Raw genomic sequence first — 26,139 nt, 5'->3', positions numbered from 1 at the left:
ACGAGAACAAGGCGGCGGGCTTACCCCTTCCTCCCCACCCTGAACCCGGCTGCCGGATGCGGCGCACCTAGCCGCGCACGCCCGTCACCGAACAGCTTTTCCCGCAGCGTGCCCTGCGCGTACTCCGCCTTGTATCGCCCACGCCGCGTCAGCTCCGGCACCAGCATGTCGGCGATGTCCTCGAAATCGCCGGGTGAGATCGCGAAGGCGACGTTGAGGCCGTCGACATCGGTCGCCTCGAACCACGCCTCGATCTTGTCCGCGACTATCTCCGGCGTGCCGACCACGACGGGACCGGCACCGCCGACGCCGACATGCTCGATGACGTCGCGCACGGTCCAGACGCGGTCGGGGTCGGCGCGGGTGACGTTATCGAGTGCGCTGCGGCCGGCATCGTTCTGGACATGACGCACCTGCTGGTCGAGCTCGTAGCCGGAGAAGTCGATGCCGGTCCATCCCGACATCAGCGCCAGCGCGCCTTCGGCGCTGATGTGGCGGCGATAGTCGGCATATTTTTCGTTCGCCTCGGCCTCCGTCCGCCCGAGGATGATCGTCATCATCGAGAACATCAGGATTTCCGCCGGATTGCGGCCGAACGCGGCGGCCTCCCGACGGATCGCTGACACGCGCGGCGCGATCACCTTGGCCGACGGCCCCGACATGAACACGCATTCGGCGTGCTGTGCCGCGAACTGCCGTCCGCGCGGCGAGGTGCCGGCCTGGTACAGCACGGGCGTCCGCTGCGGCGACGGCTCGCTCAGGTGGATGGTGTTGTTGATGCGGTAATTCGCGCCCTCGTGGTTGACGCGATGAACTTTTGAAGGATCGGTGAAGATGCCGCGCTTGCGGTCGCGCAGCACGGCGTCATCTTCCCAGCTCCCCTCCCAGAGCTTGTAGACGACCTCCATATATTCGTCCGCGATCTCGTAGCGGTCGTCGTGCCCGACCTGCTTGTCCTTGCCGGCGCCGCGCGCAGCGCTGTCGAGATAGCCGGTGACGACGTTCCAGCCGATCCGTCCCTCGGTGAGATGATCGAGCGTCGACATCCGCCGCGCGAACGGATAGGGCGGCTCGAACGAGAGATTGCTGGTAACGCCGAAGCCGAGATTCTTCGTCACCGCCGCCATTGCCGACAGCAGCAGCAGCGGATCGTTCGAGGGCGACTGGGCTGCATTGCGCAAGGCTGCGTCAGGACTGTTGCCGTAGACGTCGTAGACGCCGAGCACGTCGGCCAGGAACAGCCCGTCGAAACGGCCGCGCTCCAGCGTCTTGGCAAGATCGATCCAGTAGGGCAGGCGGTTATAGTCGGCCGTGCGGTCGCGCGGATGGGTCCACAGGCCCGGTGATTGGTGCGCGACGCAATTCATCGCAAATGCGTTGAGCCTGATCTGCTTGGCCATGCTGGTCCCCTGGCGCCCTGTACCCGGCGCTCTTCGAATGATAAATGTGCGCCCAATTTGGCGAAGTTCTTGCATATATCGCGACCTTGGCAAGGCCAAAATCAGCGGCGCTGTCGCACTTGGCAAGCCAATCTCAAGAGAGCAAGAACGAAATCCCAAGACTATCGATGTCCCCGCCACTTTCGGAGGCCTGCCCGTCTCGGGTATGCTCCTTCGTCTCGCAACGTCAAAAAGAAAATAATGACCAGAGCCGATGCCATCGACCGCGCCCGTGACGATTTCAAATCCGGCGCTTTCCTCGCCGAACTCAACCGCCGCGTCGCCTACCGGACCGAGAGCCAGAACCCGAACCGGAGCGTCGAGCTGCGCGCCTATCTGGAACAGGAGATGGTGCCCGCTTTCGTCGCGCTGGATTTCGAAAGCCGCATGGTCGAATCTCCCAGCGGCAAGGCGCCGTTCCTGCTCGCCGAACACCACGAGAGCGAGACGGCGCCGACGGTGCTGATCTACGGCCATGGCGACGTCGTCGACGGCATGGAGGGTGAGTGGCGCGAGGGCCGCGATCCCTGGCGCACCACCGTTGCGGGCGCGCGCCTCTACGGCCGCGGCACCGCCGACAACAAGGGCCAGCACAGCATCAACATGGCGGCTCTGCGCGCGGTGCGCGAGGCCCGCGGCGGCAAGCTCGGCTTCAACGCCAAATTCATCGTCGAGATGGGCGAGGAGATCGGCTCGCCTGATCTCGGCAAGGTCTGCGATCTCAATCGCGACGCGCTCAAGGCCGATCTGTTCATGGCCTCGGACGGGCCACGCCTGTCCGCCGACCGGCCGACGCTGTTCCTCGGCTGCCGCGGCGGCATCCGCATTCATCTCGATGTGAACTTGCGCGACGGCGGCCATCACTCCGGCAATTGGGGCGGCGTGCTCGCCAACCCCGCAACAGTTCTGGTCAACGCGATCTCGACGCTGGTCGACGGCCACGGCCGCCTTCAGCTGGATGCGCTGAAGCCGCCCCGGCTCACCAACCAGATCCGCAGTTATCTTGCCGACGTGCAGGTGGCGCCGACCGAGGACGAGCCGGCGCTCGCGGAGAACTGGGGCGAGGAGGGTCTTTCGGCGGCCGAGCGGCTCTATGCCTGGAACACGCTCGAAGTGCTGGCGATGTCGTCGGGCAATATCGAGAAGCCGGCCAACGCCATTCCTGGCCACGCCAATGCTGTGCTGCAACTGCGTTTCGTGGTCGGCACCAAGATCGATGGCCTGATCGAGGCGATCCGCGCGCATCTGGCGCAGAAGGGCTTTCCGATGGTCGAGGTGCGGGCGGCGCAGAGCTTTGCCGCCTCGCGCACGGATTTCGACAGCCCCTGGATCAAATGGGCGGCGGATTCGGTGCGCCAGACCACCGGCAAGGTGCCGGCGGTGCTGCCCAATTTCGGCGGCTCGTTGCCCAACGACGTGTTCTCCGAGATCCTGGGCCTGCCGACGATCTGGGTGCCGCACTCCTATCCCGGCTGCTCCCAGCATGCGCCCAATGAGCACATCCTGCTGCCATTGACCGAAGAGGCCTTGACGGTGATGGCCGGGCTGTTCTGGGATCTCGGGGAATTGCCAGGACCACTAGACGAGCCGGCTACCAAGCCTGCTTAACCTGAGCCGTTAACCTGAGCCGCGATCCAGTCGAAAGTCACATTCTATTCCGGCTTGTTTTGTGCTTGCATCCCGCCGGCATCATCCTGAAAGGGGACTAAAAGTGAAACATTTCCGTAGCATCGGCCTCGCGCTCGCCGCGACCTTCGCTGTCAGCCAGGCTGGGGCCCAGGAGCTGACCGGTACGCTGAAGAACATCAAGGACACTGGCGCCATCACGCTGGGCTTCCGCGACTCCTCGATCCCGTTCTCCTATCTCGACGACAACCAGAAGCCCATCGGCTACGCGATGGACATCTGCTACAAGGTCGTCGACGCCGTGAAGAAGGAGCTCAAGCTCGACAAGCTCGAGGTCAAGCTCAATCCGGTAACCTCGGCGACCCGGATCCCGCTGATGGCGAACGGCACCATCGACCTCGAATGCGGCTCGACCACCAACAATGCCGAGCGCCAGAAACAGGTTGCCTTCACCAACACCCATTATTTGACCGCCAGCCGCTACGTTTTCAAGAAGTCGAGCGGCCTGAAGGCGATTGACGACCTCAAGGGAAAATCGGTGGTCTCGACCTCCGGCACCACCAACATCAAGCAGCTCACCGAAGCCAACGTTGCAAAAAGCCTCGGCGCCAACATCATCCCGGCCAAGGACCACGCCGAAGCCTTCCTCATGGTCGAGACCGACCGCGCCGTGGCCTTCGTGATGGACGACATCCTTCTGGCGAGCCTCGTTGCCGGCTCGAAGTCGCCCGACGACTACGTCATCTCCAAGGACGCGTTCTCCAAGCCCGAGCCCTACGGGATCATGCTGCGCAAGGACGACGCGGCGTTCAAGAAGGTGGTCGATGCGGCGACCGCCGCGCTCTACACCTCCGGCGAAGGCGAAAAGATCTACGCCAAGTGGTTCACCCAGAAGATTCCGCCGAAGGGTCTGAACCTCAACACTCCGATCTCGGCCGAACTGAAGAACGAGTTTGCCAAGCCGACCGACTCGCCAAACCCGGACGACTACAAGTAAGATAGAAGCTCGATCCCTCCGGATCGGGACCATGTCCGGCCATTCTTGGAATGAGAGTGGCCGGACATTTGCATAGGCGTTTGCAGCATCTGTAATTGGCGCGTTCGCGTGGGGGACTCGTGAACTACCACTGGAACTGGGGAATTTTCTTCGAACCCAACCCGATGGGGACCGGCACCTATCTCGACATGCTGTTGTCGGGCCTGGTGCTGACCCTCAAGACGGGCGCGCTCGCCTGGATCATCGCGCTGATCACCGGCTCGATGGTCGGCGTGATGCGCACGCTTCCGTCGAAGCGCGCGAACTGGTTCGGCTTTGCCTATGTCGAATTCTTCCGCAACATGCCGCTGCTGGTGCAGCTGTTCCTGTGGTTTTTCGTGCTGCCGGAAATATTGCCAAGGTCCGCGGGATTGTGGCTGAAACAACTGCCGAACGCGCCGTTCTGGACGGCCGCGATCGGCATCGGGTTCTTCATGTCGGCGCGCGTTGCCGTGCAGTTGCAGGCCGGCATCGGATCGCTCCCGCGCGGGCAGAAGATGGCGGCGACCGCGCTCGGCCTGACGACCTTGCAGGCTTATCGCTACATCTTGCTGCCGATGGCGTTCCGCATCATCCTGCCGCCGCTGACGTCCGAGTTTCTCAACACCATCAAGAACACGGCTGTGGCCATCACCATCGGCTTGCTTGAGCTGACTGGACAGGCGCGCTCGATGCAGGAATTTTCGTTCCAGGTGTTCGAGGCCTTCACCGCAGCGACCCTTCTCTATCTCCTCGTCAACGCCGTCGTCGTGACCGCAATGCGCTTCCTCGAGCGCTACGTCGCGATCCCCGGCTACATCACGGGGAAATAGCACCATGTTCTCCAACCTCGATTTCGATGTCATCCGCCGCGCGCTGCCCTATCTGTTCTACGAGGGCATGACGTTCACGGTGACGTTGACGGCGCTTTCCGCACTCGGCGGCCTGATCTTCGGCACGGCGATCGCGCTGATGCGGCTCTCGGGCTTCAAGATCCTGGGTCGCATCGCCGGCGTTTACGTCGACTTCATGCGCTCGCTGCCGCTGGTGCTGGTGATCTTCTGGTTCTACTTCCTGGTGCCCTATATCGGGCAGTGGGTGACCGGCGCGTCGCGCCCGATCAGCGTCGGCGCGTTCGCGTCCTCGCTCATCACCTTCATCATGTTCGAGGCAGCGTATTTTTCCGAGATCATGCGTGCCGGCATCCAGTCGATCTCGCGCGGCCAGCCGGCCGCGGCCAACGCGCTCGGCCTGACCTACGCCCAGACCATGCGCTATGTCGTGCTGCCGCAGGCCTTCCGTAACATGCTGCCGGTCCTGATCACGCAGACCATCGTGCTGTTCCAGGACACCTCGCTGGTCTACGTGCTGTCGATCACCGATTTCCTCGGTGCGGCGAGCAAGGTCGCGCAGCGCGACGGCCGTCTGGTCGAAATGTATCTCTTCGCAGCAATCGTCTATTTCACAATCTCCTGTGTCGCGTCCTTCGGCGTTCGCCGCCTCCAGGCGCGCATCGCCATCATTCGATAGAGTCTGTCATGATCGAGATCAGCCACGTCGACAAATGGTACAGCCCGACCTTCCAGGTGCTGACCGACTGCACCACCAGCGTCACCAAGGGCGAGGTGGTCGTGGTTTGCGGTCCGTCAGGATCAGGCAAGTCGACGCTGATCAAGTGCGTCAACGCGCTGGAGCCGTTCCAGAAAGGCGACATCAGCGTCGATGGGACCAAGGTCAACGATCCCAAGACCAATCTGCCGAAGCTGCGCTCGCGCGTCGGCATGGTGTTTCAGCACTTCGAGCTGTTTCCGCATCTGAAGATCATCGACAACCTCTGCCTCGCGCAGCAGAAGGTGCTCGACCGATCGCGCGACAAGGCGGTCGCGAAAGGCATGCAGCTGCTGGAGCGCGTTGGCCTGAAGGAACAGGCGCAGAAGTTTCCCGCGCAGCTGTCCGGCGGCCAGCAGCAACGCGTGGCGATCGCTCGCGCGCTGGCGATGGACCCCATTGTCATGCTGTTCGACGAACCGACCTCGGCGCTCGACCCGGAAATGGTGAGCGAAGTGCTCGACGTGATGGTGGACCTCGCCCATGAGGGCATGACCATGATGGTCGTCACCCACGAGATGGGCTTTGCCCGCAAGGTCGCCAACCGCGTGATCTTCATGGATCGCGGCGAGATCGTCGAGGACGCCCCGAAGGACGATTTCTTCGGCAAGCCCCGCAGCGACCGCGCGCAGAAGTTCTTGTCGAAGATCCTGTCGCATTAATTCTGGGTCCATTGGACGGCAGTACATGAGCTTAAATGGGTTCTATGATGCGCGATTGCGCATCATAGCTCGCCGCTTCGCGCCGCCCCGGAATGACGGTTGAGGGTTTCAGGGCGTCGCCAAATCCCGTATAACCGCGCCAATTCCCTCGTCCCGCCAGGAGACCTGCCTTGGACTCGATCGCCTTTGTCAACGGCTCATTCGTCCCGCTCTCGGACGCCAAAATCTCGGTCCTCGATCGCGGTTTCCTGTTCGCCGACGGCATCTATGAGGTCTCGGCCGTGCTCGACGGCAAGCTGATCGATAATGCCTCGCATCTGACGCGGCTGGAGCGCTCTGTCGGCGAGATCAAGCTGAAGCTGCCCGAGACGGTCGAGCGCATCACCGAGATCCAGAAGGAGCTGATCGCGCGCAACAAGGTCGAGAACGGCCTCGTCTATCTCCAGGTCACGCGTGGCGCCGACAAGGGCCGCGACTTCGCCTTCCCCAAGGGCGACGTCAAGTCGAGCCTGGTGATGTTCACGTCGGAGAAGGACATCATTGGCGCGTCGTCGGCCAAGACCGGCATCAACGTGATCACCGTGCCTGACATCCGCTGGGAGCGGCGCGACATCAAGAGCGTTGCACTGCTCGCGCAAGTGCTGGCCAAACAGGCCGCGGCCGAGGCCGGTGCGGGCGAAGCCTGGATGCTGGAGGACGGCTACGTCACCGAGGGCGGTTCGTCCTCGGCGTTCATCCTGACCCAGGACGACGTGATTGTAACTCGGAAGAACTCCAACGCGATCCTGCCGGGCTGCACGCGCAAGGCGGTGGTGGCGCTGGCGGAAGAGCGCCAGCTCCGCGTCGAGGAGCGTTCGTTCACAGTCGCCGAGGCGCTCGCCGCCAAGGAAGCCTTTGCCACCTCGGCGTCGCTGTTCGTCCAGCCGGTGGTTGCGATCGACGGCAAGAAGGTCGGCGATGGCAAGCCCGGCCCGATGGCGACGCGGCTGCGCGAGATCTACGTGGAGTTCGCCAAGGCGACGGCGATTTAAGCCACACACTCGGTGTCATCGCCCGCGAAGGCGAGCGATCCAGTACGCCGCGACTCCAGTGATCGAACCGAGACGCCGCGGCGTACTGGATGCCCCGCCTTCGCGGGGCACGACAGTTGAGAATGCCTCACGCCACCGACGCCTTCACCTTCACCGGGTGAACCGCACGGAACGCGATCGCGATCCTGTTCCAGGCATTGATGGCGCCGATCAGCATGGTCAGGTTCACCGTCTCCGTATCGGAGAATTGCGCGCGGACCTGCTCGTAGACGTCATCAGGCGCGTACGTCTCGGCGATCAGCGTCACTGATTCGGTCCAGGCCAGCGCGGCGCGCTCGCGGTCGGTGTAGAGCGGGGATTCGCGCCAGGCGTTGAGCAGATAGATGCGCTGCTCGGTCTCGCCGCGCTTGCGGGCGTCCTCGGTGTGCATGTTGATGCAGAAGGCACAGCCGTTGATCTGCGACGCGCGGATCTTGACGAGCTCGATCAGCGATTTCTCCAGTCCCGTCGACTGGATCTGCTCTTCCAGCGACATCAGCGCCTTCATCGTGTCGGGTGCGGCCTGGTAGAAATTCATGCGGGGTTTCATGGTCGTTCTCCTTTCTTGCTGGGTTGGAGTTAGTGGGCGCCGCCGGCCGAGGCATGGCCGGCCTTCTTCAGGAAGAGGGTAGCGATCAGCGCGACGATCAGTGCCACGCCGAGCAGATAGAAAGTGTCGCTGAAGGCGAGGATATAGGCCTGCTTCTGCACGATATGGCCGATCGCAACGTAGGCGCGATGCGATGCGTCCGCACGGTCGAGGATGCCGTGATTGACGAAGTATTGGGTGAGCTGTTCCAGCCGCGTCCGCGTCGCCTGCTCGAACAGCGAGACTGACTGCATCAGCACGTTGGAGTGGTACTGCTCGCGCTTGGTCAGCAGGGTCTGCAACAGCGCGATGCCGACGGCGCCGCCGAGATTGCGCATCATGTTGAACAGGCCGGAGGCCGAGCCTGCGTTCTCCGGTTCGATGCCCGACGTCGCCACCGCCGACAGCGGCGCCATCACCAGTGCCTGGCCGATCGCACGAACCACATTGGGCCAGAGCAATTGATCGGCGGCATAGTTGCCGGTCATGTAAATGTTCATGAAGTTGGAGGCCGCGAACAGGACGAAGCCGACGCCGATGACGAGCCGCGCATCGAACTTCTGCATCAGGCGTGGCACCAGCGGGATCAGCAGCAGCTGCGGCAGGCCGGTCCAGGCCAGCACCATGCCGATCTGTTCGGCATTGTAGCCCTGGATCCGGGCCAGATATTGCGGCAGGATGAACACCGAGCCGTAGAGCGCGATTCCCAGCAGGAAGTTCGCGAGCATGCCGAAGCCGAAATTGCGGCGAACCAGCAGACGCAGGTTCAGGAGCGGCTTCTTCACCGTGAGCTCGATGATCAGGAAGGTGGCCAGCGCAACGGCCGCGATGACGGACAGCTTGACAATGAATGGCGACCCGAACCAGTCGTCCTTGTTGCCTTCCTCCAGCACGGTCTGCAGCGCCGACAGTCCGATCGCCATGGTCATGATGCCAGCCCAGTCGCCGTCGCGCAGCAACGCAAGCTTCATCGGCTTTGCATCGAGCGCGTACCAGAGCATGCCTACCATGATCCCGCCCGGGACAACGTTGACGTAGAAGATGTACTGCCAGCCAAAGTTCTCGGTGAGATAGCCGCCGATGGTTGGGCCGATCGCGGGTGCGAACGTCGCAGACAGCGCGAACAGCGCAAGGCCGACTGGCTGCTTTCCCCGCGGCAGCAATGTGATGATGAGCGTGAACGCCATCGGAATAAGCACGCCGCCGGTAAAACCCTGCACCGCCCGCAGCACGATCATCCGTGGCAGGTCCTGCGCCAACGCACAGGCGGCCGACAGGACCAGGAACAGGACCGCGTTGGTGAGGAGATAGATGCGGATCGAGAACACCTGCGCCAGCCAGCCCGAGAGCGGGATCACCACGATTTCCGCGATCAGATAGGACGTTGAGATCCAGCCGCCGTCGTCGATGCCGGCGCCGATCGCGCCCTGGATGTCGGCGAGCGAGGCATTGACGATCTGGATGTTCAGCACCGCCATGAAGGCGCCGAGCGTTGCGCCGATCACGGCAATCCAGGTCTTGGTGGAAACCGCCGGCGTGTCGGATGCGGCGGGAGCAGGAACGCTGGTTACGGAAGCGGCGTTCAGGGCCGGTTGGAGCGTGCTCATGAAAGGCCTCGTCTCGGATATGGAGACAGCATGCATCAGGCGGATGGTTTCGATAATCGAGGAAGCGCGGGAAGGATCGTCCGGCAGGACTTAATAATGCTGCCGAAGCTGGCCTTTAGCCGCCGTTGCGCCGCGTCGCATTGTCGGCGAGGCGCTTGGCAGCCTCGCGCTCGGCCATGACGGCCTGTTTGGTGTCGACGGTCGGCGCCGCGGACATGCCGGGGCGCAGCAGTCCGGTCAGGCTGTGGTCGTCGAGCACGATCTTCACCGGCACGCGCTGCACGATCTTGGTGAAATTGCCGGTGGCGTTGTCGGGCGGCAGCAGTGCGAATTCAAGACCGCTCGCCGGCGACAGGCTGTCGACATGGCCGCGCAGGGTCTGGTTGCGGAAACTGTCGATGTGCAGCTCGACCGGTTGACCGGCGCGGACATGGGTCAGCTGCGTCTCCTTGAAATTCGCCACCACATAGACCGCATCGAGCGGCACCACCGCCATCAATTGCGTGCCGGCCTGGACGAACTGTCCCACGCGCAGTGAGCGGGCGCCGACCGTGCCGTCGACCGGCGCGGTAATCTCGGTGTAGGAGAGATTCAGCGTCGCCTGCTCCGCGACCGCGCGCGCGTGTTCGAGCTGGGCTGTGGCCTGCGCCCGCTGGGTGGTGAGAACGTCGATCTTGCGTTGCGCGGCCACGAGGCCCGACCTGGCATGTTGCAGCTGCGCGTTGCTGGCGCGCAATGCAGCGTCAGTCTGTTGCGCGCGTTGAATCGTGCCGGAGCCCGACTTCATCAAATCGTCGTAGCGGGCGCGCTCCTCCTGCGCGAATTTCAGATTCGCGTCCGCAGCGCTGACATCGGCCTTGCTCTGCTCGATGATCGGCTGCTGGAGTTCGAGCTGAGCGTCGAGGTTGCGCACCGACGCTTCCGCCCCAGCGACATCGGCACGGGCCTGATCGAGCGCCGCCTTGAAATCGCGGTCGTCGATCTTCGCCAGCAGCTGCCCGGCTTTGACCTTTTCGTTGTCGCTGACCAGCACTTTGGCGATGTAGCCCGAGACCTTTGGCGCGATGATCGTGGAGTCGGCCTTCACATAGGCGTCGTCGGTTGTCTCGAGGTAGCGGCCGTTGACCCAGTAGTCGTGTCCCCAATAGACAATCGTCGCCGTGCCCGCGAGGAGCGCGAGCACCAACGCCGCGCGCCGGACCATATTCCGGGCCGGGCCACGCGCCGGCGCCGTAGGAAAATCGTGAGATATTTCAGTTGCTTCGCGGAAATTTTCGGTGCGGGGCAGTTGGGACATGGCAGTCTCCTATCGGCTGGCCGAGACTATCGGCCTTCCTCATTCGATCGATAATCGGCGAAATGCCGGAAGGATTATCCGTTGAGAGCGGATAGTCCGGGAATCTCGGCCAAGCCCGGGTGGTCTATCGAACCAGAGGTGCACCTGCCCCAGAGCGATTGCCACGTCTGTCGAGAGATTGCGCCTAATGCATGCGTGAGATGATCTGATGGATAATCCGAGGGAATTCCTTGCGATTATCGATCAGGGACGGATAATCAGTCGGCATGGACCGATTGACCAGCCTCGAAGTCTTCAGCCGGGTGGCCGAGACCGGCGGCTTTTCTGCAGCAGCCCGCAAGCTCAACATGTCGACCACCATGGTGAGCAATCACGTTCAGGCGCTGGAAGACCGGCTCGGGGTGAGGCTGCTTCAACGCACCACGCGCAAGGTCAACCTCACCGAGATCGGCAAGGCCTATTACGACCGCTGCATCCAGATCCTCGCCGATATCGAACAGGCCGACGATATCGCGAGTGAATTGCAGTCGGTACCCCGCGGCACGCTACGGATCCACGTCGCCACGCATATGGTGCCGTTCGTCGCGCCCGTGGTGGCGAAACTCCTGTCGACCTATCCAGAGCTCAAGATCGATCTGCGCATGGGCGAAGCGGAGGTCGACCTCATCGAAGAAGGCTATGACGTTGCCCTGCGCATGACCGCGCCGCCGGATTCGAGCCTGATCGTCCGCAGCCTCGCCACCTGGCGCCACGTGCTATGCTGCTCGCACGACTATCTCGAAAGGCATGGTCGCGTGCAGAAGCTTGATCAGCTCACCGCGCACAATTGCGCCCGTCACTTGAATTATCCGTTCGGCGACGATTGGCGCTTCTTCGACCGCAAGGGCGCGCCGGCATCGGTGCGGATCTCGGGCAGCTTCATCACCAACAGCGGTGAGGCCTTGCGAAAAGTGGCGCTGGAAGGCGCTGCCGTTTGCCTGATGGCCGGGTTTCTTATTCGGGACGATCTCGAGGCCGGGCACCTCGTTCGCCTCTTGCCGGAATATCGTCCCGTCGAGATGTCGATGAACGCGGTGTATCCGCACCGGCATCATCTGTCGGCGAAGGTCAGGACCTTTATCGACATGCTCGTGCATCACAGCGCCGAGCAGCAGAAGCTGATCAATCCCTATTCATGAACGGGGCGGCGCCGGCAACCGCCCGAACACTTTTTCAACCGCCATCCCGACGCCAAGCAGGCGGCGATCGCTGCCGGCGGGACCATCCAGCTCCAGTCCGATCGGCAGTTTGCTGACCGCGCCGAGCGCAATCGGGATCTGGATTCCGGGAATTCCGGCATTGCTGCCGGGATCGGTGTTCTGGATGAACAGGCCGAAATTTTCGAGGCTGCTGGCGTCGGGATTGGAAGCAATCGCCACGCGCGGCGTGGTCGGGAAGGCAATGGCGTCGAGCCGGTTGTCCGCAAAGGTCCTGCCGTAGAGTGCCTGCAGGGCGGGACGCGCTGACTTGATGGCAGCGTCATAGATCGGCCCGGCATCGACCAGGGTATTGTCGGGACCGGGCAATTTGCGCGGGATCACGAGGCCGTCATAGGTGCCCTTGACATCGGGGCTTGCGATCTCCCGCGCCAGTGCGTCCATGGTGATGCCGGTGCCGGTGTGCGCGAGATAGGCCACCATGTCGTCATAGGCTTCGTACAGCGCGACGGGAAAGCCGACCTGGCCGTTGAGCTCGGCGAGCCCAGGCATCTCGATCTCCACCACCGCGACGCCCTGCGCCTTCAGTTTCGCGATCGCCGCCTGGAAGGCCGCGTCGGTGTCGGTATCGAGATTGATCAGCATCGATCTCACGATGCCGATTCGTATCTGCTTCAGATCAACTGGCTGAACCTCGTCGCCACCTGCGATGACGCGGTCAAGCAGTTCGACATCCGCCATGGTCGCGGCCATCGGGCCGGCGGTGTCGCGGGTGTGCGAGATCGGCGCGATGCCAGCTTGCGGATAGCGTCCGATGGTCGGGCGCAATGAGGCACACCCATTCAGCGCTGCCGGGACCCTGACCGATCCGCCAGTGTCGGTGCCGAGCCCGCCCGCGACGATCCGCGCACCGATCGCGGCGCCCGTTCCGGAGGAGGAGCCGCCGGCGATCAGGGCGCCGTCGTAGGCGTTGCGCACGCCGAACTCCGCGCCGGTCTTGAACGCGGTGTTGTAGCCGGAGATGCCGAAGGCGAGCTCGTGCATGCTGGTCTTGCCGATAATGACCGCGCCCGCCGCGCGCAATCTTGCGACCACCGACGCGTCGGCCTTCGGAACGTAATGCTTCAGCGCTGGCGTTCCTGCGCTACAGGGAAGCCCGGCAACCTCGATATTATCCTTGATCACGATAGGAACGCCGCCGAGCAGCCTGTCTTTGTTGTCGTTCGCGTCGAATGCGGCCGCAGCCTCCAGGGCGCCGGCCTCGTCCAGGGTGACGAAAGCATTCAGATCGGCGTTGGCCTTGGCGCGGGCAAGAGCTTCGGTCGTGAGCGCGGTGCTCGTGGTCTTTCCGGCGCGGAGGTCGGCTGCGGCCTGGGTCAGGGTTAACTGATCGAAATCCATGATGCGTCACCCGATTGCGGGAGCGCCATCAGGGCGCCCCTCGGCTCCAGAGGCTGAAGCCTCATCGGCGGCCCGTCAAACCGTAGGCGTGCATCTTTGCAGGTGACGGCGCGTCGAGCTCGGCTAACAGCCGTTCGACCTCGGCCTTCACCTTCCCGATCGCGGCGTCCTTGACCGGCCCGTAGCCGCGGATATCCATCGGCGCTTTGGCGATGGCGACGAGACGGGACAGGTGCGCCGCGTCGAGCCTGCCGAGCAGCCGTTCGATGACGCCACCGTACCAGGTAATCAGCCGCTGCTCGGCGCGCCGTTCCGCGGTGTAGCCGAACGGGTCGAACGGCGTCCCGCGCAATCCCTTCATCCGCGCCAGCATGGTAAGCGGCATCTGGATCCACTGCCCGAAGGCGCGCTTGCGCGGACGGCCGCGGGCGTCGCGTCTTGACGGCAGGAAGGACGGGGCGAGGTGATATTGGATGCTGAAGTCGCCTTCGAATTCGCCTTTCAATTCGTCCAGGAACCCACCCTGCATGTGCAGCCGCGCCACCTCGTACTCGTCCTTGTAGGCCATCAGCTTGAACAGGGTGCGCGCGACCGCCTCGGTCAACGCCTCGCTATTCAAATTGGCTTCGGCATTGCGAACGTTTGCAACGCGTGCTCGATAGCGCGCTGCATAGGCATCGTTCTGATAGGCACTGAGGAAATCGGCGCGGCGGTCGATCAGCTGATCGATCGTCTCGACCTGGGGCGCTTCGTTCGCGTTCGGCAAGAAGTCCGGATCGGCGGCTGCAATCCGGCCCCAGGCGAAAGCCTGCTTGTTGCTATCGACCGCGACACCGTTGAGCTCGATCGCGCGCAACAGCGCCGACAGCGAGACCGGTAACAGCCCGCACTGCCAGGCAAAGCCCAGCATGACGATGTTGGCATAGACGGCGTCGCCGAGCAGGCGTTCGGCCAGCGCGTCGGCGTTGATGGTGCGGAGATTGTTATCGCCGATCACTTGGCCGATCGCGCGCAGGCGGGCGGGTGAGGCGAGATCGGCGTCGCGGAAACGGACGACGTCGCCGGTCGGCATCTCCGCGGTGTTGACGGCGGCGCGCGTGCCTTTCCGATAGGTGCCCGACGCCTTCGGCGAGGAGCTGACGACGAGGTCGCAGCCGATCAGCGCATCGGCCGCGCCTTGGTCGATACGCACCTGATGCAGCGCCTCGGGACCTGACGCCAGGCGGAGGTAGCTCAGCACGGGCCCAAACTTCTGCGCAAAGCCGGTAAAATCCAGCACCGAGACGCCGCGGCACTCCAGATGCGCGGCCATGCCGATCAGCGCGCCGACCGTGATTACGCCGGTGCCGCCGACGCCGGTGACGAGCAGATCATATGGACGGTCGAGCGTTGCGGGCGCGGGGAGGGGAAGCGTGGCCGCGTGGCCGACCGCGTCGATCCGGCTCGCGCCCTTCTTCCGGCGCGTAGCGCCCTCAACGGTGACGAAGCTCGGGCAGAACCCGTTGAGGCAGGAAAAGTCCTTGTTGCAGGACGAGAGATTAATCTGCCGCTTCCTGCCGAACAACGTCTCCTTGGGCTCGACGCTGAGACAGTTGGATTCGACAGAGCAGTCGCCGCAGCCCTCGCAGACGAGATCGTTGATATAGGCAAAGCGTTTGGGGTCGGCCATCTGTCCACGCTTGCGGCGACGTCGTTTTTCTGTCGCGCAGGTCTGCTGATAGATCAGCACCGAGACGCCGGAGATTTCCCGCAGCTCGCGCTGCACGCTATCCATCTCTTCGCGCGGATGGATGGACACGCCGACCGGCAGGTCGCCTGGCGAAAATTGCGCTGGATCGTCCGACACCAGCGCGATGCGCGCAACGCCCTCGGCGCGGACGCTGTGCGCGATGGCGTGGACGCTGATCGGGCCGTCGACCGGTTGGCCGCCGGTCATCGCAACGGCATCGTTGAACAGGATCTTGTAGGTTATGTTGGTTTTGGCCGCGATCGCCTGCCGGATCGCCATCGAGCCCGAATGATAATAGGTGCCTTCGCCGAGATTCTGGAAAATGTGCTTGTTGCCAGTGAAGCGTGACGAGGCCGCCCAGTTCACGCCTTCGCCGCCCATCTGGATCAGTGACGAAGTCTCGCGGTCCATCCAGCTCGCCATGAAATGACAGCCGATGCCCGCCAGCGCCTTCGATCCCTCCGGCACTTTCGTCGATGTGTTGTGCGGGCATCCCGAGCAGAAATAGGGCGTGCGTGTCGCGCCCGCGACGTTGATCGTCCGTTCGGCCTCCGGCAGCAGCGCGGCTGCGCGCGCGGCGAGATTGAGACCTGGAAACATCGGATCGAGCCGTCGCGCCAGCACGGACGCCAGCGCGCGCGGTGACAATTCGCCGATCCAGGAGATCAGCCGCGCCCCTCGCTCGTCATGCTTTCCAACCATGCGCTCGGGCTTTGTGCCGGGGTAGTCGTAGAAATATTCCTTGAACTGGCTCTCGATGATGCCGCGCTTCTCCTCGACCACGAGGATCTCGCGCTTGCCCTTCACGAATGCCATCGCGTCATGCAGCGCCAGCGGCCAGACCATGCCGACCTTGTAGACGTCGATGCCGATGCTGCGGCAGGCCGCTTCGTCGAGACCCATCAGCCGCAGCGCTTCCATCAAATCGAGATGCGCCTTGCCTGTCGTGACGATGCCGTAGGTGGCGCCCGGGATGTCGTAGATGTGACGATCGATCGGATTGGCCTTTGCGAAGGCGTAGACCGCGTGTTTCTTCGCCTCCAGCCGCTCCTCGATCTGCGGCCCCGGCAGATCCGGCCAGCGATAGTGCAGGCCGCCTGGCGGCGGCGTGAAGTCAGGCGCGCGGAAGGCGCGCCGTGGGCGTAGCGCGACGGACGCCCCGGATTCCACGATCTCCGAGATCGCCTTGAAGCCGACCCACATGCCGGAGAAGCGGCTCAGAGCGTAGCCATATTCGCCGAACTCGAGATACTCGCCGACGGTTGCGGGGTGGAGCGTCGGCATGAACCAGCTCATGAAAGCGACATCGGACTGATGCGGCATCGAGGACGAGACGCAGCCATGGTCGTCGCCGGCGACCACCAGAACGCCGCCATGCGGTGAGGAGCCGTAGGCGTTGCCGTGTTTCAGCGCATCGCCTGAGCGGTCGACGCCGGGGCCCTTGCCATACCAGAGCCCGAACACGCCATCGACCTCGCGGTCGGCTTGCGTCTCGACCTGTTGCGAGCCGAGCACCGCAGTCGCGGCAAGATCTTCGTTCACTGCGGGGAGGAATTCGATGCGGTCGCGCTTCAGCCGCTCCTGGGTGCGCCACAGTTCGAGATCGATGCCGCCGAGCGGCGAGCCGCGATATCCTGAGATGAAGCCGGCCGTGTTCAGCCCCGCGGCGCGGTCGCGCCTGATCTGGTCGAGCGCGATGCGGACGATGGCCTGCGTGCCCGTGAGGAAGACGCGGCCCTCCTCGCGATCGTAGCGGTCGGAAAGCTCATAGGCGTCGAGTGACGAAATGGCGTCCATGCGGGCCTCCCGCGGCATCCTGCCGGATGGGAGAAGGGTAGGCCTGGGCGGCTGGTAGGTCTTACCAATTTTTCCTAACAGCGCACTTATTCTGGTAGAATTATCCGATATAGCCTGCAAGAAGGTGGAGTAATCCCTTTCAGTGGTTTCCATGATCGAAGACCAGGACGCGCGGATTCTCGCCTACCTTCAGAAGGACGGCCGCGCCACCAACCAGCAGCTCGCCGACGCGGTCGGCATGTCGACCTCGGCATGCTGGCGCCGGGTGCGCGCGCTCGAGGAGAGTGGCGTTATCCAGGGCTATGCGGCCCTGGTCGCGCGCGAGCAGGCCGGCTTTGCGATGTCCGCGATCCTCCACGTCTCACTGGAACGGCACGACGCAAAATTCGTCGACGAGTTCGTCGCGCGGGTGACCACGCGGCGTGAGGTGCTGGAGTGCTTTGCGACCACGGGCGATGCCGATTACCATTTGCGTGTCGTTGTGCAGGACATGGCGGCCTACAACAGATTTCTCGACGAGTTCATGTTCCGCATTCCCGGCATTCGCTATGTGAGAAGCAATGTGGTGTTGAAGGAGATCAAGACGGTCGTGGCACTGCCGTTTTGAGGAAGTCTCGTAGGGTGGGCAAAGCGAAGCGTGCCCACCACTTCTTTTGCGGTCGCGGAAAGCTGGTGGGCACGGCGCAAGCGCGCCTTTGCCCACCCTACGACATCTCTGTTACCGCCGCTCCCGCACGAACCTGTTTCGCAGCGTTCCGATGCCGGTGATGTCGATCTCCACGACATCGCCATGCGCAATGTCGGGCGAGGCGCCGTCCGTTCCCATCCAGATCACGTCGCCGGGCCACAACGTAAAGTATTTGGTCAGCTCCACCAGGAATGCGACCACGCCAAAGATCATGTCGTTGGTCTGGAAGCGGTTGGTCTCCCTGCCGTTGACCCGGACGACGGTTTCCATTTTCGCGAGGTTGGCCTCGGTCTCGATCCACGGGCCCATCGGCTTGAACGTGTCGGCGTTCTTCGATCGCCACAGGCTGCGGTCGGCCTTCTGCCAGCTCCGCTCGCTGACGTCGTTGCCGATGGTGTAGCCGAACACGCAATCCATCGCATTCTGTTTGGTCAGATGCTTGACCTTCTTGCCGATGACGACGACGAGCTCGCCTTCATAGTGGATCTTGTCCGTCGCAAACGACGGGATCACGACCTCCTCGTCATGGGCGATCAGCGCATTCTGGGCGCGATAGCCGATCTCGGGTCTGTCCGGCACGGCCGGCACCTCGCCGCGCTTGTCGGCGGCCTCTTTCAGATGCTTCAGATAGTTCAGGCCGACGCAGTAGAAGGTGCGCGGAATCAGCGGCAGTTCGATCTTGACCTGCGACAGCGGATGCGCGTGCGAGGTGCGTTGCCATTCGCCGAAGGGATCGCCAGCAACCGCGATCACCTGGTCACCCTCGACGATTCCCCAGGACGTCTTGTGCGAGGCGGTGAATTTCAGCCAGCGCATGCCGTGTCTCCGTCGTTATTCCGCGGCATCGCGCGGCTGCACTTTCCAGGCGCCGGCAGCCGGCCGTTTGAGCCCGAGATTTTCCCGCAGCGTCTTGCCGCGATACTCCTTCTGGAACAATCCGCGCCGCTGCAATTCCGGTACGATATGTTGCACGAAATCGGCATAAGAGCCCGGCACATAGGTCGCGGCGATGATAAAGCCATCGCAGCCGCGCTCGACGAACATCTCTTCGAGTTTGTCCGCGATTTCCTTGGGGCCGCCTACCATCGCATCCTGGACCTGACCGCGGCCGGAGAAGGTGACGAAGTCGCGCGCGCTCGGATTGCTCTTTCCAGAGTTCTTGAGCACGCCGTCGCGGATGCCCAGAATGCCCTGCATGCTCTTCAGCTCTTCCGTCGTCAGCGGCTCGTCGAGATCCTTGGAGGCGAAATCGTAGTTGAGCGCTTCGGCCAGCAGCGACAGCGCGTCGATCTGCAGCGGCAGCTTGTTGATCAGCGCCATCTTGTCTTCGGCCTCGGCTTTGGTCGCGGCGCAGACCGGTGTCGTCAGGTTGCAGAGGAACATCGCCTCCGGATCCCGGCCGGCTTTCGCGGCCTCGTTACGCACGGACGCATAGCCGTCCTTGGCGGCGGCGAGGTTGCGCGCGGCGGTAAAGATCACCTCGCCCCACCGACCGGCAAAGCGCTGGCCGCGGCCGGACGCGCCGGCCTGGATGATCACGGGATGGCCCTGGTCAGAGCGCGGCACGGTGAAGGGACCGCGGGACTTGAATGCCGGTCCCCTGTGATCGAGCCGCTTCACCTTGGCCGGATCGGCAAAGCGACCGCTCGTCTTGTCCATAATCAGCGCGCCATCCTCCCAGGTGTCCCAATGGCCGAGCACGACCTCCACGAATTCGTCGGCGCGGTCGTAGCGGGCATCGTGCTCGGGATGGGAATCCCGGCCCATGTTGAAGGCCTCGCCGTCATTGAGCGAGGTCACGACGTTCCAGCCGGCGCGTCCGCCCGACATCAAATCGAGGGTTGCGAAGCGCCGGGCGATGTCGAAAGGTTCGAAATAAGTCGTCGAGCCGGTCGCCCCCAACCCGAGCCTCTCTGTAACCATGCCCATCGTGGTCAGGACGATCAGCGGGTCCATCTTCACGCATCGGATGCCGTATTCGACGGTGTGGGCGTGATCGTTGCCATAGCGGTCCGGCATCGCCAGCCGGTCGTCGAAGAAGGCCATGTGGAATTTGCCGGCTTCGAGGATCCTTGCGATCTCCTGATAATAATCCGCCGACGTCGAATCGTCGCGCGAGTCCGGATGTCGCCACGAACTCGGTAAATTCGTGCAGTTCTGCGCCTGGAGGAAGCCGACCAGTACCATCTGCCGCGTCATGCTGCTGTTCTCCGAATTGCGTCAGGCCAGATCGAGGACCGTATCGAGCCGATACTCGCGCGCAAGCGCGCGCAGTTTTTCCCAGGTCGCATCCTCGATCTCGATGCCGTCACGCAGGCGCTGCTGCTCGCGCACGCTCTCGATCTCACCGGGGTAGTAGACACCCTTGCTGCCCTCGGAGGGCGGGGTCGATTTGAGATAGTGCGCGAACTCGGCGACCTCGCGCTTGAACTCCTGCAGCGGGCGAAACGCGGCGACGTTGAACACGGCCATGAAGCAGCCGTCATTGTGCCGGCCTGTGGGCTCGACGCCGAAGCCGAGGCCGGTGAGCAGGCCGCACAGCACCTCGACCATGGCGGCGAGGCCGCTGCCCTTATAGCCCTCGGTTCCGCCGAGCGGCAGCAGGGCGCCGCCCTTGCGGTATTGGGTCGGATCCGTGGTGTGCCGTCCCTCGGCATCGATGATCCATCCGTTGGGAATCTGCTCGCCGCGGGCGACCGCGAGCTGGATCTTGCCGGCCGCCACCGCCGAGGTCGCCATGTCCAGGTAGAACGGCGCATCGAGGTCGGACGGCACCGCGATCGAGATCGGATTGGTGCCGAGCCGTGCCTCCTTGCCGCCGAACGGCGCCACGTGCTTCGGCGAGCGGCCGGAATCCGCCGTTGCGATCCCGATCATGCCTTCGCGCATCGCCATCAGCGGATAGGCGGCGAGGCGGCCGACATGGCTTTGCCGGAACACGGTGCAGGCGGCGACATTCGCCGTCTTCGCCTTCTCGATCGTCAGCGCCATGGCCTTGGCGTTGACGTGGAAGCCAAAACCCCACTGGCCGTCGATCACGGTCGTGGTCGGCGATTCCCGGACGATGCTCCATTTGGCGCCGGGCACGATGTGGCCGGCCTTGATGCGCTCGACATAGCTGGGAACGGCGATCACGCCGTGGGAATCGTGGCCGGCGAGATTGGCGTTGACGCAGCCGCTTGCGACCGCCTCGGCCTCTTCCCCGGAAGCTCCGGCGGCACGAAGCAGCGCGGCGCTGATGCGCGTGAGGCGGTCGGCCTGGACCATCGGCATGGCGTTTCCCCGGCATGGTGCCCTTAACAGGCTGCTTGTTGCGAGCCATCGTCTCAAAGCGCGGCTGCGATATCAATCTCCCGTAAACCAACACAGGGCTGCAAATTCGTAGCAAGAAGGTGCCCTTGGGCGAAGATTCGTCCCGCGCGGCGGCATTTTCGACAGTTTGGCGCGGGTCTTTCGCAGCTCGTTCACTTTGATCGGCGGTTTGCAGCGCGCAATAACGACCACTTAGGCGATCGCCGGTCATAACGTCAGCCGGGAAAAAAGGCAGAAATGCCCGGGAGCTGAGATCGTGCCGACGACACTCGCGCGCACCTTTGCGGCGTTGAGCGCCATCAACGAAGCGATCCTCTATGCGAAATCGCCGGACGAGCTGTACCAGAAGGTATGCGACGCCGGCTTTTCGAGCGGAGACTTTATGGCGGTCGCCGTGTTCCTCGTGGAGCCGGACGGCCGGCGGCTCCGCTTTGCCGCTGGTTGCGGCGACGACGTGGCGCGGCTGAGCGCGATTGAGATCACCACGGAAGCCGGCACGCCGGAAGGCCTGGGCGTCGGGGGCGAGGCGTTCCGCAGCCAGAAGCTCTGCATCAGCAACGATTTCCTGAACGATCCGCGTTCGCTGGCCTGGCGCGACGGCGCCGTGGCCGCGGGCGTCGGCGCAGCCGCGGCGCTACCCCTGATCTGCATCGGGCGCAGTATCGGGGTGCTGTATGTTACGCGGTCGGGGGCCGGCTCGCTCGATGAGGCGATGGTCTCGTTGTTCGAGCGGATGTCAGCCAACATCTCTCATGCGCTGGACAGCTTCGCGACCGAGAGAGCCCGCCTCGATGGCGAGCGTGCAGTGCGGCGGCTCAACCGAATGTTCGGTGCGCTCAGTGCGACGAACGAAGCCATCCTCCACGCCAACACTGAGCTGGACTTGTACCAGCGAGTCTGCGACGCCGCTGTGTATAGCGGCAAATCGCTTGCTACTTTCGTTCTGCTGCGGGAGGCGAATTCGCAATGGCTGACGCCGGTGGCCGCGACCGGACAAAATCTGGATTTGATCAGACAGTCGCGCTACTCGATCGATCCGGAGAGTCCCTACGGCAAGGGCATCTCCGGCGAGGCATTCCGGACGCAGAAGGCCATCGTCGAGGACGACCTCGCCAGTCGTACCAAGGGGACGACCTGGGAGCAGGCCAACGTCAATGCCGGCGCGGTCGCCTGCGTCGCCGCTCCGTTGATCAAGCGTGGCACCAGTGTCGGTGTGCTGTTCTTCTTCGTAAGCAAATCCTGGGCGAAAGACGAAGGCATCGTCGCACTGTTGCTGCGAATGACCGAGAACGTATGCTTTGCGCTCGAGAACTTTGACCGCGACAAGGAGAAGGCCCGGATCGCCCTCGAGGAGGATCGGCTGGCGCGCATGTATGCGGCGCTTAGCGCGACGAACGAAGCCATTCTGCGGGCAAAGTCGCGCAGCGAACTGTTGGATCTGGTTTGCGAAGCCACAGTGCAGGGCGCGAAGTTCGCCTCCACCTCCATTGCGTTGCTCGACCGCGACGCGGGACTGCTCCGCGTTGTCGCGTCGTTTGGACCGAACGCGGACGAGGTGCGATCCTTCACACTGTCGGTCAGTGACGAGGTTGCGGAGGGACGGGGGCTGACCGGCACTGCGTTCCGGACGCGGCAACCCTGCATCAGCAACGACGTGCTGGCAGACACCCGCCTCAAGCCGTGGCACGCCAGCGCGCGTCGCAATGGCATTGCGTCGTCAACCGCGCTGCCGCTGTTCAACGGCGACAGGGTCGAAGGCGTATTCCTGTTCAATTCGCCCGAGTGCGGCACTTTCACGGACGAGTTCGTCGAGCTGTTGCGCAAGCTCCAGGCCAACGTCGCCTTCGCGTTGGAGAATTTCGACCGCGCCGACGAGAAGGCGAGGGCCGACAAGCAGCGTAACAGGTTGAGCGGCATGTTCGAGGCGCTGAGCGCCACGAACGAGGCCATCATGCGCGCCAAGACGCGCGAGGAGCTGTTCGAAGGGGCGTGCCAGGCCGCCGTGCTCGGCGGTGTCTTTGCGTCGGCGACCATCGGAATCATGGACGACAAACATGAGCTCGTTCGCGTCGTCGCGGTCAAGGGACGGCTGCAGGAGCGAATGGTTGGACGTACCTGCGAGGTTTCTCCCGATCATCCCGAGGGACAGGGAATCATCGGCATGTCGTTGCGCACGCGGCGGCCCAGTGTGATCAACGACTATCTCCACGACCCCCGAGCGGCGCATTGGCATTCCAAGGCAACCGAAGATGGAACGCGAGCCGCTGCCAGCTTCCCGCTGCTGCGTGCGGGTCGGGAGCCGATCGGCATTCTGCTTTTCCTCGCGCCGGAAGAGAATACGTTCACGCCGGATATGGTCGAGCTGCTCGGACGCCTGGCTGAGAACGTGTCGTTCGCACTCGACAATTTCGATCGCGCCGAGGAAAAGGCCCGCGCCGAGGCGCAACAAGAGCGCCTGGCTCGCATGTTCGCGGCGCTGAGCGCGACCAACGAGGCCATCATGCGGGCGAAATCGCGCGCCGAACTCTTTGACCTCGTCTGTCTCGCCGCATCGAACGGCGCCAAGTTCACCTCGACGACCATTGCGCTGGCGAGGGCCGACAGCGACTTGCTGGAGATCGTGGCGAGCGCCGGACCGTCGTCTGACACCACGCGCAATGTCCGCCTGTCAATCGACCCCGAGCGTCCCGAGGGGCGCGGAATGAGTGGCACGGCGTTCCGCACCCGCCAGCCCTGCATCAGCAACGACTATCTCAATGACGATCGCGTTCGCATCTTCCATGCCATCGTCCGCAACGACGGCGCGCGGTCGGGTGCGGCTTTTCCGCTCGTCGCGCACGATCAGGCCGTCGGCGTCATGATCTACATGTCGACCGAACCGGGCACTTTCACAGCCGAGTTCGTCGAGCTGTTGCAGCGCCTCGCCGACAACGTCTCCTTCGCGATGGAGAATTTCGATCGGGCCGACGAGAAAAGCGAGGCGGACGAGCGGATCGAGTACCTCGCTTCGCACGACAGCCTGACCGACCTGCCGAACCGCGAGACGTTCAACGGGCTGCTGCATGAGGCGATCGACGAAGCGCAGCGCCACGATCACCGCTTTGCGGTGCTGTTCATCGACCTGGACCGTTTCAAGGTCATCAACGATTCGCTGGGCCACGAGGCCGGCGACCTGCTCCTGCTCGAAGTGGCGAATCGGCTGCGTGGTGCGCTGCGCGCCAGCGACGTGGTGGCGCGGCTCGGCGGCGACGAGTTCGTGGTGATCCTCGATCAATGTGGCGAGATCGATGACGTCCAGCGCATCGCGACCGGGCTGCTGACGGCACTCGCCGAGCCCATGGAGCTGGCGGGTCACGAGTGCCACACCACGGCCTCGATCGGCGTCGCGATGTATCCGGCCAACGGCTCCGACGCGCAGACGCTGACCAAGAACGCCGACATGGCGATGTATCTCGCCAAGGAAGACGGCAAGAACGGCTACCGCTTCTTCTCCAAGGAAGTGAAGACGCAGTCGATCGAGCGGCTGTCGCTGGAGAGCGCGCTGCGCCGGGCGTTGGAGCGGGATCAGTTCTCTTTGAACTACCAGCCCAAGGTGGACATGGAGACCGGCCAGATCACCGGCGTGGAAGCCCTGCTGCGCTGGACGCACCCAGATCTGGGCAGCATCTCGCCGGCGCAGTTCATTCCGCTTGCGGAAGAGACCGGGCTGATCGTGCCGATCGGCCGTTGGGTGGTAAGGGAGGCCTGCGCGCAGGCTATGGCCTGGCAGCGCCGCGGCCTGTTGCCGGTGTCGATGGCGGTCAACCTGTCGCCGCGTCAGTTTGTCGACGAACATCTGTTGCAGGACGTCGACGAGGCGCTGGCCGCCAGCGGCATGTCACCGGTGCTGCTCCAGTTGGAGGTCACCGAGAGCATGATGATGCGCAACGTCGGGCGCGCGCTCAAGGTGCTCGACGCCATCCAGAGTCGCGGCATCCGCCTCGCCATCGACGATTTCGGCACCGGCTATTCGTCGATGTCGCTGATGAAGCATTTTCCGATCGACACCATCAAGATCGACCGCTCTTTCGTGCGGGACCTGCCGCAGGATTCGGAAGACCAGGCGATCGCGCAGGCAATCATCAGCATGGGCAAGGCGCTCGGCATGACCGTCGTCGCGGAAGGTGTCGAGAACGCCGAACAGGAGGCTTTCCTGCGCGCCCATGGCTGCGACGAAATGCAGGGCTTCCTGATCTCCAAGCCGGTGCCGGCGCGGCAGATGGCCGAGCTGCTGCGGCCCATGGAGCTGGCTGTTGCGCCGCCGCTCCAGCCGGAGTCAGATCCAGCCATAAACGAAGCGGTGGCGCTACGGTTGAAAAGCGCGATCGTCTGACGGCTGCGGGTGCAACTCGCGGACGTCGTCTTCCCTAATTTCCGCTTTGCGCGGAAAATCATCCGGCCAGGTCAGCGAGGTTTGCTGGGCGAACAGCTCAAGGAGAGCATGCGCACCGTCGGCGAAGCTTGAGCCGTCGCCGAGGCCGAGCTCACAACACCAGGCCTGCCGCATCGGCTCGTGCGCGTCGAACACTGCCATCGCCGGACCCCACCACCAGGCCGGCGCCGGCGATCGTTCGTCCTCCGGCACGGCGTGCCAGAGGGCGAGCTCGTGCATCACGCGCTCGAATTGCAGGCTTGCGGCCTGATGCATTCGTTCCGTGCTCCTTGGGTCGCGCCTGAAAGCAGGCCGATGCGCGGACTCGATCGTGGCCTTCGCTGTGAAAAGCTGGCTCGCGCTATTGGCTGAACCACAGGTGCCGCTTGTGTCGGCGGTCATACAAGAACATGTGGCGGCCGGGAAAGTTGCCGACGCCGACTGTGATACTCACTTTAGTCGCTTATGAGCCCGGCCCGCAAGGCGCAATACCGGTGCCTAACGCGACCTGAACGGATGCGCCTTCTGGTGCCAGGCCCAGGCGGTCCGGATCACGGTGGAGAGGTCGGAATGGCGCGGCACGAAATTCAGCACTTTCCGCGCTGCGGAGGGGTCGGCGACCAGATAAGTGGGATCGCCGGCGCGGCGCGGCTTGACGGTGTGCGGCACCTCGCGCCCGGTCTCCTGCCTGA

General features: G+C 63.6%; 19 protein-coding genes and 1 pseudogene. 9 read left to right on the top strand and 11 right to left on the bottom strand.

The genetic code is table 11. The annotated features are described in order from the left end of the window. Nucleotides 1-20: 20 nt before the first annotated feature. A complete protein-coding gene (locus IVA88_RS15125; RefSeq protein WP_247498043.1) occupies nt 21-1,400 on the bottom strand; it encodes an LLM class flavin-dependent oxidoreductase in 1,380 nt (459 codons plus the stop codon). Nucleotides 1,401-1,640: 240 nt separating this feature from the next. Between IVA88_RS15125 and IVA88_RS15120 the strand changes: the two genes are divergently transcribed. From IVA88_RS15120 to IVA88_RS15095, 6 genes are all read left to right on the top strand, one after another. After that, complete coding sequence (locus tag IVA88_RS15120; protein WP_247498042.1) at nt 1,641-3,047, top strand: M20 family metallopeptidase; 1,407 nt, start codon at nt 1,641-1,643, stop codon at nt 3,045-3,047. A 103-nt stretch (nt 3,048-3,150) separates the two neighbouring features. After that, nucleotides 3,151-4,062 (top strand): amino acid ABC transporter substrate-binding protein, encoded by a 912-nt coding sequence (locus IVA88_RS15115; RefSeq protein WP_247498041.1) that lies wholly within the window; start codon nt 3,151-3,153, stop codon nt 4,060-4,062. A 119-nt stretch (nt 4,063-4,181) separates the two neighbouring features. Beyond that, nucleotides 4,182-4,913, top strand: a complete 732-nt coding sequence (locus tag IVA88_RS15110; RefSeq protein ID WP_247498040.1) for an amino acid ABC transporter permease — start codon at nt 4,182-4,184, stop codon at nt 4,911-4,913. Nucleotides 4,914-4,917: 4 nt separating this feature from the next. Beyond that, nucleotides 4,918-5,610, top strand: coding sequence for an ABC transporter permease subunit (locus IVA88_RS15105; protein WP_247498039.1), 693 nt, complete (start codon nt 4,918-4,920; stop codon nt 5,608-5,610). An 8-nt stretch (nt 5,611-5,618) separates the two neighbouring features. Next, on the top strand, nt 5,619-6,350 hold the full coding sequence (locus tag IVA88_RS15100) for an amino acid ABC transporter ATP-binding protein (protein WP_247498038.1): 732 nt from the start codon (nt 5,619-5,621) through the stop codon (nt 6,348-6,350). 170 nt (nt 6,351-6,520) lie between these two features. Then, the gene (locus IVA88_RS15095) at nt 6,521-7,381 is read left to right on the top strand and encodes a D-amino-acid transaminase (RefSeq protein WP_247498037.1); all 861 of its coding nucleotides are present in this window, start codon (nt 6,521-6,523) and stop codon (nt 7,379-7,381) included. Between the two features lie 127 nt (nt 7,382-7,508). On the opposite strand, the gene IVA88_RS15090 is transcribed toward IVA88_RS15095, so the two are convergent. From IVA88_RS15090 to IVA88_RS15080, 3 genes are all read right to left on the bottom strand, one after another. Continuing rightward, complete coding sequence (locus IVA88_RS15090; protein WP_247498036.1) at nt 7,509-7,970, bottom strand: carboxymuconolactone decarboxylase family protein; 462 nt, start codon at nt 7,968-7,970, stop codon at nt 7,509-7,511. A 29-nt stretch (nt 7,971-7,999) separates the two neighbouring features. After that, on the bottom strand, nt 8,000-9,616 hold the full coding sequence (locus IVA88_RS15085; protein ID WP_247498035.1) for an MDR family MFS transporter: 1,617 nt from the start codon (nt 9,614-9,616) through the stop codon (nt 8,000-8,002). A gap of 115 nt (nt 9,617-9,731) precedes the next feature. After that, complete coding sequence (locus IVA88_RS15080) at nt 9,732-10,913, bottom strand: HlyD family secretion protein (protein ID WP_247498034.1); 1,182 nt, start codon at nt 10,911-10,913, stop codon at nt 9,732-9,734. A 266-nt stretch (nt 10,914-11,179) separates the two neighbouring features. Between IVA88_RS15080 and IVA88_RS15075 the strand changes: the two genes are divergently transcribed. Continuing rightward, entirely contained in the window at nt 11,180-12,091 is a 912-nt protein-coding gene (locus tag IVA88_RS15075) for a LysR family transcriptional regulator (protein ID WP_247498033.1), read from the top strand. Here IVA88_RS15075 and iaaH read toward each other — a convergent pair. After that, nucleotides 12,086-13,510 carry an indoleacetamide hydrolase gene (gene iaaH, locus IVA88_RS15070; RefSeq protein WP_247498032.1) on the bottom strand — a complete coding sequence of 475 codons (1,425 nt, stop codon included), beginning with the start codon at nt 13,508-13,510 and terminating at the stop codon, nt 12,086-12,088. The genes IVA88_RS15075 and iaaH overlap by 6 nt on opposite strands. A gap of 61 nt (nt 13,511-13,571) precedes the next feature. After that, on the bottom strand, nt 13,572-17,036 hold the full coding sequence (locus tag IVA88_RS15065) for an indolepyruvate ferredoxin oxidoreductase family protein (protein WP_247498031.1): 3,465 nt from the start codon (nt 17,034-17,036) through the stop codon (nt 13,572-13,574). A gap of 151 nt (nt 17,037-17,187) precedes the next feature. Here IVA88_RS15065 and IVA88_RS15060 point away from each other — a divergent pair, with 151 nt between their 5' ends. Then, nucleotides 17,188-17,643, top strand: coding sequence for an Lrp/AsnC family transcriptional regulator (locus IVA88_RS15060; protein ID WP_247498422.1), 456 nt, complete (start codon nt 17,188-17,190; stop codon nt 17,641-17,643). 111 nt (nt 17,644-17,754) lie between these two features. Here the strand turns inward: IVA88_RS15060 and IVA88_RS15055 are convergent, their stop codons facing one another. Genes IVA88_RS15055 through IVA88_RS15045 form a run of 3 tightly spaced genes read right to left on the bottom strand, consistent with a single transcriptional unit; the run spans nt 17,755 to nt 20,997 of the window. Then, on the bottom strand, nt 17,755-18,540 hold the full coding sequence (locus IVA88_RS15055; RefSeq protein WP_247498030.1) for a fumarylacetoacetate hydrolase family protein: 786 nt from the start codon (nt 18,538-18,540) through the stop codon (nt 17,755-17,757). Between the two features lie 15 nt (nt 18,541-18,555). Beyond that, nucleotides 18,556-19,923, bottom strand: coding sequence for an LLM class flavin-dependent oxidoreductase (locus IVA88_RS15050; RefSeq protein WP_247498029.1), 1,368 nt, complete (start codon nt 19,921-19,923; stop codon nt 18,556-18,558). A 21-nt stretch (nt 19,924-19,944) separates the two neighbouring features. Beyond that, complete coding sequence (locus tag IVA88_RS15045) at nt 19,945-20,997, bottom strand: Ldh family oxidoreductase (protein ID WP_247498028.1); 1,053 nt, start codon at nt 20,995-20,997, stop codon at nt 19,945-19,947. Between the two features lie 295 nt (nt 20,998-21,292). Here IVA88_RS15045 and IVA88_RS15040 point away from each other — a divergent pair, with 295 nt between their 5' ends. Then, nucleotides 21,293-25,408, top strand: coding sequence for a GAF domain-containing protein (locus tag IVA88_RS15040; protein ID WP_247498027.1), 4,116 nt, complete (start codon nt 21,293-21,295; stop codon nt 25,406-25,408). On the opposite strand, the gene IVA88_RS15035 is transcribed toward IVA88_RS15040, so the two are convergent. Next, on the bottom strand, nt 25,382-25,723 hold the full coding sequence (locus tag IVA88_RS15035) for a hypothetical protein (RefSeq protein ID WP_247498026.1): 342 nt from the start codon (nt 25,721-25,723) through the stop codon (nt 25,382-25,384). The two genes, IVA88_RS15040 and IVA88_RS15035, sit on opposite strands and share 27 nt — an antisense overlap. 222 nt (nt 25,724-25,945) lie before the next feature. Further along, nucleotides 25,946-26,139, bottom strand: a pseudogene (locus tag IVA88_RS15030) (UDP-glucose 4-epimerase GalE); the annotation flags it as partial.

The organism is Bradyrhizobium sp. 149 (assembly GCF_023073915.1).
Lineage (GTDB): Bacteria > Pseudomonadota > Alphaproteobacteria > Rhizobiales > Xanthobacteraceae > Bradyrhizobium.
The sequence above is the reverse complement of the archived record's forward strand: the minus strand, read 5'-3'. Positions and strand labels throughout refer to the sequence as shown.

What these genes read in the sequence shown, in the direction of transcription:
- IVA88_RS15125 (WP_247498043.1), bottom strand. Translation starts at nt 1,400, where the DNA reads ATGGCCAAGCAGATCAGGCTCAACGCATTTGCGATGAATTGCGTCGCG.
- IVA88_RS15120 (WP_247498042.1), top strand. Translation starts at nt 1,641, where the DNA reads ATGACCAGAGCCGATGCCATCGACCGCGCCCGTGACGATTTCAAATCC.
- IVA88_RS15105 (WP_247498039.1), top strand. Translation starts at nt 4,918, where the DNA reads ATGTTCTCCAACCTCGATTTCGATGTCATCCGCCGCGCGCTGCCCTAT.
- IVA88_RS15100 (WP_247498038.1), top strand. Translation starts at nt 5,619, where the DNA reads ATGATCGAGATCAGCCACGTCGACAAATGGTACAGCCCGACCTTCCAG.
- IVA88_RS15090 (WP_247498036.1), bottom strand. Translation starts at nt 7,970, where the DNA reads ATGAAACCCCGCATGAATTTCTACCAGGCCGCACCCGACACGATGAAG.
- IVA88_RS15085 (WP_247498035.1), bottom strand. Translation starts at nt 9,616, where the DNA reads ATGAGCACGCTCCAACCGGCCCTGAACGCCGCTTCCGTAACCAGCGTT.
- IVA88_RS15080 (WP_247498034.1), bottom strand. Translation starts at nt 10,913, where the DNA reads ATGTCCCAACTGCCCCGCACCGAAAATTTCCGCGAAGCAACTGAAATA.
- IVA88_RS15075 (WP_247498033.1), top strand. Translation starts at nt 11,180, where the DNA reads ATGGACCGATTGACCAGCCTCGAAGTCTTCAGCCGGGTGGCCGAGACC.
- iaaH (WP_247498032.1), bottom strand. Translation starts at nt 13,510, where the DNA reads ATGGATTTCGATCAGTTAACCCTGACCCAGGCCGCAGCCGACCTCCGC.
- IVA88_RS15065 (WP_247498031.1), bottom strand. Translation starts at nt 17,036, where the DNA reads ATGGACGCCATTTCGTCACTCGACGCCTATGAGCTTTCCGACCGCTAC.
- IVA88_RS15060 (WP_247498422.1), top strand. Translation starts at nt 17,188, where the DNA reads ATGATCGAAGACCAGGACGCGCGGATTCTCGCCTACCTTCAGAAGGAC.
- IVA88_RS15055 (WP_247498030.1), bottom strand. Translation starts at nt 18,540, where the DNA reads ATGCGCTGGCTGAAATTCACCGCCTCGCACAAGACGTCCTGGGGAATC.
- IVA88_RS15050 (WP_247498029.1), bottom strand. Translation starts at nt 19,923, where the DNA reads ATGACGCGGCAGATGGTACTGGTCGGCTTCCTCCAGGCGCAGAACTGC.
- IVA88_RS15045 (WP_247498028.1), bottom strand. Translation starts at nt 20,997, where the DNA reads ATGCCGATGGTCCAGGCCGACCGCCTCACGCGCATCAGCGCCGCGCTG.
- IVA88_RS15035 (WP_247498026.1), bottom strand. Translation starts at nt 25,723, where the DNA reads ATGCATCAGGCCGCAAGCCTGCAATTCGAGCGCGTGATGCACGAGCTC.